This is a genomic window from Campylobacter sp. IFREMER_LSEM_CL1846, from assembly GCF_025772105.1.
Taxonomy (GTDB): Bacteria; Campylobacterota; Campylobacteria; order Campylobacterales; family Campylobacteraceae; genus Campylobacter_D; species Campylobacter_D lari_D.
In genome coordinates this window covers 1-5,287 of sequence record NZ_JAKMRM010000024.1, presented here as the reverse complement: position 1 = coordinate 5,287, position 5,287 = coordinate 1, and the positions used below count along the sequence as shown (strand labels likewise).

Genomic DNA, 5,287 nt, shown 5'->3' with positions numbered 1-5,287 from the left:
AATCTCCACTCTCAAATCGCTCATAAAATCTATCTCACACCAATTTCCATTGATTTTTATAGCTTTTGCATTTTTGTATTTATTAATTAAAATTTGTAAAAAACTTGTCATATACATATTTTTAAAATCTTTTTCATCATAAAGTAAAGTTCTATCAAGCTCATCATAAGTTTTTAAAACTTCTTTTAAAAAATGATGAGAAAATTTAAATAAGCCTATATATTGCCCTTGAATTTCATCATAACTTTTTGCTTTTTTGCCAAGCTCTACTATAAAATCATCATGTAATTTTAAAGTTTCAGCATCATCAAGTGGATTTTCAAACCTTTTTAACCATAGTTCTTTCCAAGCTTTATCCACAATAACAGCAAAATCATCTTTTGATTGTTTGAGTTTTTCTATACTATCTTTAAAATAAACTATATCAGCATAAGAAACAATCAAATCTTGCTCATCCTCAATACAACTTTGTAAAAAATCTCTAGCGCAAAATAAAGTCTGGACCATATTAGTTTTATCATAGTTTTCATTTTTATAAAACAACTCCAAATTATGATTTTTACCCACATAATCCTTTAAAACATCAAATAAATATCCACCAACTACACATATCTCATGAATATTATTTTCTTTTAAAGCTTGAATTTCATAGTCTATGATTTTTTTATTTTTATATTCAACCATACATTTTGGATTATATTTTGTTAAAGGCATTAACCTTGAACCAAATCCTGCTGCTAAAATTATAGCTCTCATTTTATATCCTTTAACCACGCATTAAAAATACTTTTTTCACTCATACCGTTTTCTCTTTCAATATGCCACATTAGACCATAAATACTAAATTTTTTATGCTTAAAAGCTTCTATTGTTTCATCTTTTGCATTTGCTAACACCTCAAGCTCATTACCTAATGTTTTAATAGCAAAATTATGATATGAATTGACATTGATTATTTGATTATTTAAATATACTTCATGATTTCCAATATGATCTTTACAAGGACAAATGGTAGAATTAAAATAAGAAGCAATCATCTGTGCTCCTTTGCAAATTCCAAGCAAAGGGATATTATCTTGCATACAATGTTTTATAATGTTTTTCTCATATTCGTCTCTTTTTTGATTAACAAAAGAAAATTTACAAGAGCTTAAATCATTACCCCCACTTAAAATCACAGCACTAATACTAGAGATATAATTTTTAAAATCAATTTCATAACTCAATGGAAGAGGTAAAAACTCACTTAATTCTTTTTTAAAAAAACTTCCCCAATCAAGTGCCAAACACTCTCTTAATTCATAATAATCTTGATTTTCTAAAATTCTTTGACTAATAGCTATAAATTTCATAGACAAAATATCTGCTCACTTTGACAATCAATTTTAATTTTTTTTGCTTGAAGATATTTTTTAAAATTCTCTTCACCTACGCCAATAACAGCAGGCATAGCAAGTTCAGAAGCTCTAATAGCCATATGTGAATTTGCACCACCATAGCAAGTGATAAAACCTGCAATATCTTTAGTAAATAAATAATCATATCCAGGATCAGCTGCATAGATTAACACTATCTTGCCTTTTAAATCTTGTTCATTTTCTAGAGCAATATTAGCACTAATACTTTTTTGCGTGATAAAATTTGGATGAATATAGCTAGTAAAAAACCCAAATATTTGATGTGCATCAGTTAGTAAAGCCGGAAGTTTTATAGCTAAACTTAATTGATATTCTTGTTTGTTTTCATTAATTTCACTCAAAAATTTATCTTTTGGATTTTTAGAATACACACTAGAATACAAATTTAAAATACTCTTAATATCCAAATGGGCCATATCTTCTTTAGATATTCCATAATAATTTCCAAGATCCTCTATCAGTGATATAGCTTTAGATAAGAGCTTGCTAAATTCAAATTTAACGAATTCGCGTCCTTCTATAGCTATTTTTAAAAAGCTAAAAAATTCTTTTGCATTAACTTCAATCCCATGTTCTTTTAGAATTTGATCAAGTTTTTGTAACTTCACATCACTAATTTCAAATTCTTTTTCTTTTTGGATTTCACCTTTTTGCTTGAGATCAAAATACCCATCAAAATCCTCATCATACCTTGGAGATAAAATATTATAAGTTCCAGCTCTTAAATGGCCAAATTGTTTTAGAAAATCTTGTTTATTATTTTCATTTAAAGTTGTTAACTCATTACTCAAAGTTTTACTAACGGTGTGGAGAGAATTTAAAAATTTATTTTTTTCTTCTTTACTAAAAAATCCAATTTCCACCAAAGAATTAAGCATAGTCATAGCCACAAACGCAGCCCTTGCAACACCAGCAAATGGTAATGTTCCATATCTTTTACACTCTTCTAAAAGCCAATAAATTTTATCTAATGGTGAAAAATCTGAATGCATAATATTTTCATAATATACAATCATTTGTTTTGATTTTTCTATATCTTTTAAACACAAGCCATTTTTAATATTAACAATAGAATTAGTAAGATTTAATAAAGAAAATTCAATGCGTTTAATTTCATTTTTATTAAAACCATGATCTAATAAGCGTTCTAATTTATCAGCCATATGAAAATCATAACAAGAAAATACTATATCAAATTCTACTTTATCATGTAACTCATGATTTTCATATAATTTATTTAAATAATAATTAACCAACTTTTTAGCAATATTCTCATCTAGTGTTTTTGGTATAAAAGAATTAAAAGAAAGTCTCACATCTACATAAGGAATACCTAAAAAAGAATGGATTAAAGGGTGCGATCTTAAATCTCTATAGCCATAATTATTTCTTTGATAAGCCCAAATATTATCTGTAATGATTTCTTTATAAAGACTAAAAGCTAATCTTTTTGGTCTAAGTCCTATAATTTCTGCTGGATTCCAATCAGGCATTACACCAAAAATGGCTTTATTTCCAAGCACTCTAGATCTTGGTTCTTGTAAAGATACAAATCTTTTATAAAGTCTATGTAAAGCTTCTTTAGGCAAGTTATTAAAAAGATTAATTTTCTCTTGCATTATTAAAGGTCTAACTTGCAAGCAAAAAAGTTCATCTTGCTCATTAAAAGCAAATTCTACATCTAAAAAATTACAACCATATAAACTTTCAAGTTCTTTTAATAATAAAATAACTTTTTGCATATATGGTTCTTTTATATCTTCATTTTCACGGTAGTGAAAATATGTTTTAGCATTTTTAGCACTTCCATCTGTAATGGAACTATTAGAGCCGTTTTCATCATATTCTATACAAAAATATGGAGCAAAATTATCCTTATCTACACTAAAAGCAACACCACATTTTTTAATATCTAAAAGCATAGGTTGGATTAGAATTTCATCATTCTCACTAGGCATAGAATGACCTACTTTTTCTAAAGCATTAAAAAGTTGGCTTTTATCATTAATATCTACATTAGCCAAACTTAGAAAAGCTCCAGCATTGGAGCTTTTTAAACTATCTTCGCTATTAGAAGAACTACGGATGATTAGTTTTTTCGCATTTAGATTGGTAATTTTTTTAAGCACTTCTTCTTTATCTTGAATGATTTCTTTTAAAGAAGTGATAACTACATCTAAAACTTTTGCATTTTTAAGTATATTTTTTAAATTCTGTAAATTTCTTGCTTTTGTTTGAAAAACTAATCTATCCATAATATTACTCTTTTATATTTTTTTGCACTCCAAGCTCTTGTTGTATATTTAATATCAAATTCACCTGGTAATTCTTGTTTTAACTTATCAGTGATTTTCTCAAACAACTCATTACCTTCTTTAGTCTCAAGATCCCAATAAGGATTTTTTACACTTTTCCAAGCATTGATATAATTATCTACACTTTGATGAAAGTAAAAATCTTCTTCCAAATAAATAATATTATCAAAAAGCTCTTTATGTGCTTCTATAATAGGGCGTTGATCTTCTCTTCTTGTGCCTCTTGTATAATTTGGAACAAAACTAACAATAATATCTTCTGCCATTTTTTGAATAGGATCATTTAAATCTCTATGATTCCACATACAAGTAAAATAACATCCTTTTTTGAGCAATCTATGACTTTCTTTTAGTGCCATTGATCTATCCATCACATTAAAACTACTTCCAAAGCTCACCCAATCAAACTCTCCATCTTTTAAAGTAGAGTCAATACCGGTAGCTCTTACCCATTCTACATCTTGACCTTGAGTTCTTTCTATACCAATTTCACGCATTGCATCATTTGGCTCAACCGCTACCACTTTACAAGCTCTCCCTAAAAGCATAATACTCAAATTCCCTGTACCTGCTCCAATATCTGCAACTTTTATCTTTGAACTTTGACTAGTTCTTTTAGCAAGCTCTACTAGCATATCTATACTAAGTGGTGCATAATTTGGTCTATATGAATAAAATTTTGCATGCTTAGTATAATCCCAAACTTGTTCTACTATTTTTTCCATTTTTTTCCTTTAACTTTAATAGCAAAGCTAAAAAAGCTAAAGGATTTTACTATGCCTTATGCACCGTCCATGCACGGATTTTATAAGGAATTTCAATCATATCCATAGAAGAAATTTTATTTTCTATCATTTTTAAAATTTCTTCCCATCTAGCTTTTCCAGCTTGTGCTTGAATATCATTTACAGAATGCCAAGCCCCAAGATAACGCTCTTTACTCCAAAGCTCTTTATAATCACACTCCATAAAAAAGCAGTCTGTGAAATCTCCAGTACTTACTAAGATTTCTTCCCAATTTTTAACATTTTGAGTTCCACTACTTACACGAGTAAGCTCTGGTATAATATGTTTAATTTCCTCTTCAATTTCATAAAACACAGAGCCTTTAGCTATATGGCGTGGATTCCATATAGCAGTGAAATACCCCCCCCCTGTAAGCACTCTTGCGAACTCAGGTAAGGATTTTTTAGGATCTGTCCAGTGAAAAGAACTAGCCATGATTACCCAATCAGCATAATTACTAGGCATAGCAGTTTCTTCTCCGCTACCTTTATGCCAAGTAATATTTTGTGAATTTTGAGTAAATTTAATACCCTCTTCACGCATATTATCATTTGGCTCGACTGCATCTATACAAAGGTTAAACTCATCAGCAAGCATTTTAGTAAGCTTTCCCGTACCCGCTCCTACTTCTACAACTTTTAATGTGCTTTTATTTTGATCATTTACACATTTGATTAACTTTTCTATAAGCATACTTGAGTATGCTGGTCTGTTATGGTAGTGTTTTGCAACTTCGCTAAAATCACCTTGTTTCATGAAACTCCTTTG

The 5,287-nt window shown here is 28.9% G+C and carries 5 protein-coding genes; all 5 read right to left on the bottom strand.

The window, feature by feature from the left end; all coding sequences use genetic code 11:
• Positions 1-756, bottom strand: a 756-nt coding sequence (locus tag L8W40_RS07950) for a phosphocholine cytidylyltransferase family protein (RefSeq protein ID WP_263660013.1), incomplete at its 3' end; no start/stop codon positions are given.
• Positions 753-1,352: a gamma-glutamyl-CDP-amidate hydrolase gene (locus L8W40_RS07945; RefSeq protein WP_263665133.1), complete on the bottom strand. Its 600-nt coding sequence runs from the start codon at positions 1,350-1,352 to the stop codon at positions 753-755. The genes L8W40_RS07950 and L8W40_RS07945, both read right to left, overlap by 4 nt.
• On the bottom strand, positions 1,349-3,673 hold the full coding sequence (locus L8W40_RS07940) for a PEP-utilizing enzyme (RefSeq protein WP_263665132.1): 2,325 nt from the start codon (positions 3,671-3,673) through the stop codon (positions 1,349-1,351). Before L8W40_RS07940 ends, L8W40_RS07945 begins: the two co-directional genes overlap by 4 nt.
• Entirely contained in the window at positions 3,661-4,458 is a 798-nt protein-coding gene (locus tag L8W40_RS07935) for a class I SAM-dependent methyltransferase (RefSeq protein ID WP_263665131.1), read from the bottom strand. The genes L8W40_RS07940 and L8W40_RS07935 overlap by 13 nt, the downstream gene beginning before the upstream one ends.
• Positions 4,459-4,507: 49 nt before the next feature.
• On the bottom strand, positions 4,508-5,275 hold the full coding sequence (locus L8W40_RS07930) for a class I SAM-dependent methyltransferase (RefSeq protein WP_263660017.1): 768 nt from the start codon (positions 5,273-5,275) through the stop codon (positions 4,508-4,510).
• Positions 5,276-5,287 lie beyond the last annotated feature (12 nt).

Bases quoted from the DNA above. Each gene is read 5' to 3' on its own strand.
- L8W40_RS07945 (WP_263665133.1), bottom strand. From the start codon at position 1,352: ATGAAATTTATAGCTATTAGTCAAAGAATTTTAGAAAATCAAGATTAT.
- L8W40_RS07940 (WP_263665132.1), bottom strand. From the start codon at position 3,673: ATGGATAGATTAGTTTTTCAAACAAAAGCAAGAAATTTACAGAATTTA.
- L8W40_RS07935 (WP_263665131.1), bottom strand. From the start codon at position 4,458: ATGGAAAAAATAGTAGAACAAGTTTGGGATTATACTAAGCATGCAAAA.
- L8W40_RS07930 (WP_263660017.1), bottom strand. From the start codon at position 5,275: ATGAAACAAGGTGATTTTAGCGAAGTTGCAAAACACTACCATAACAGA.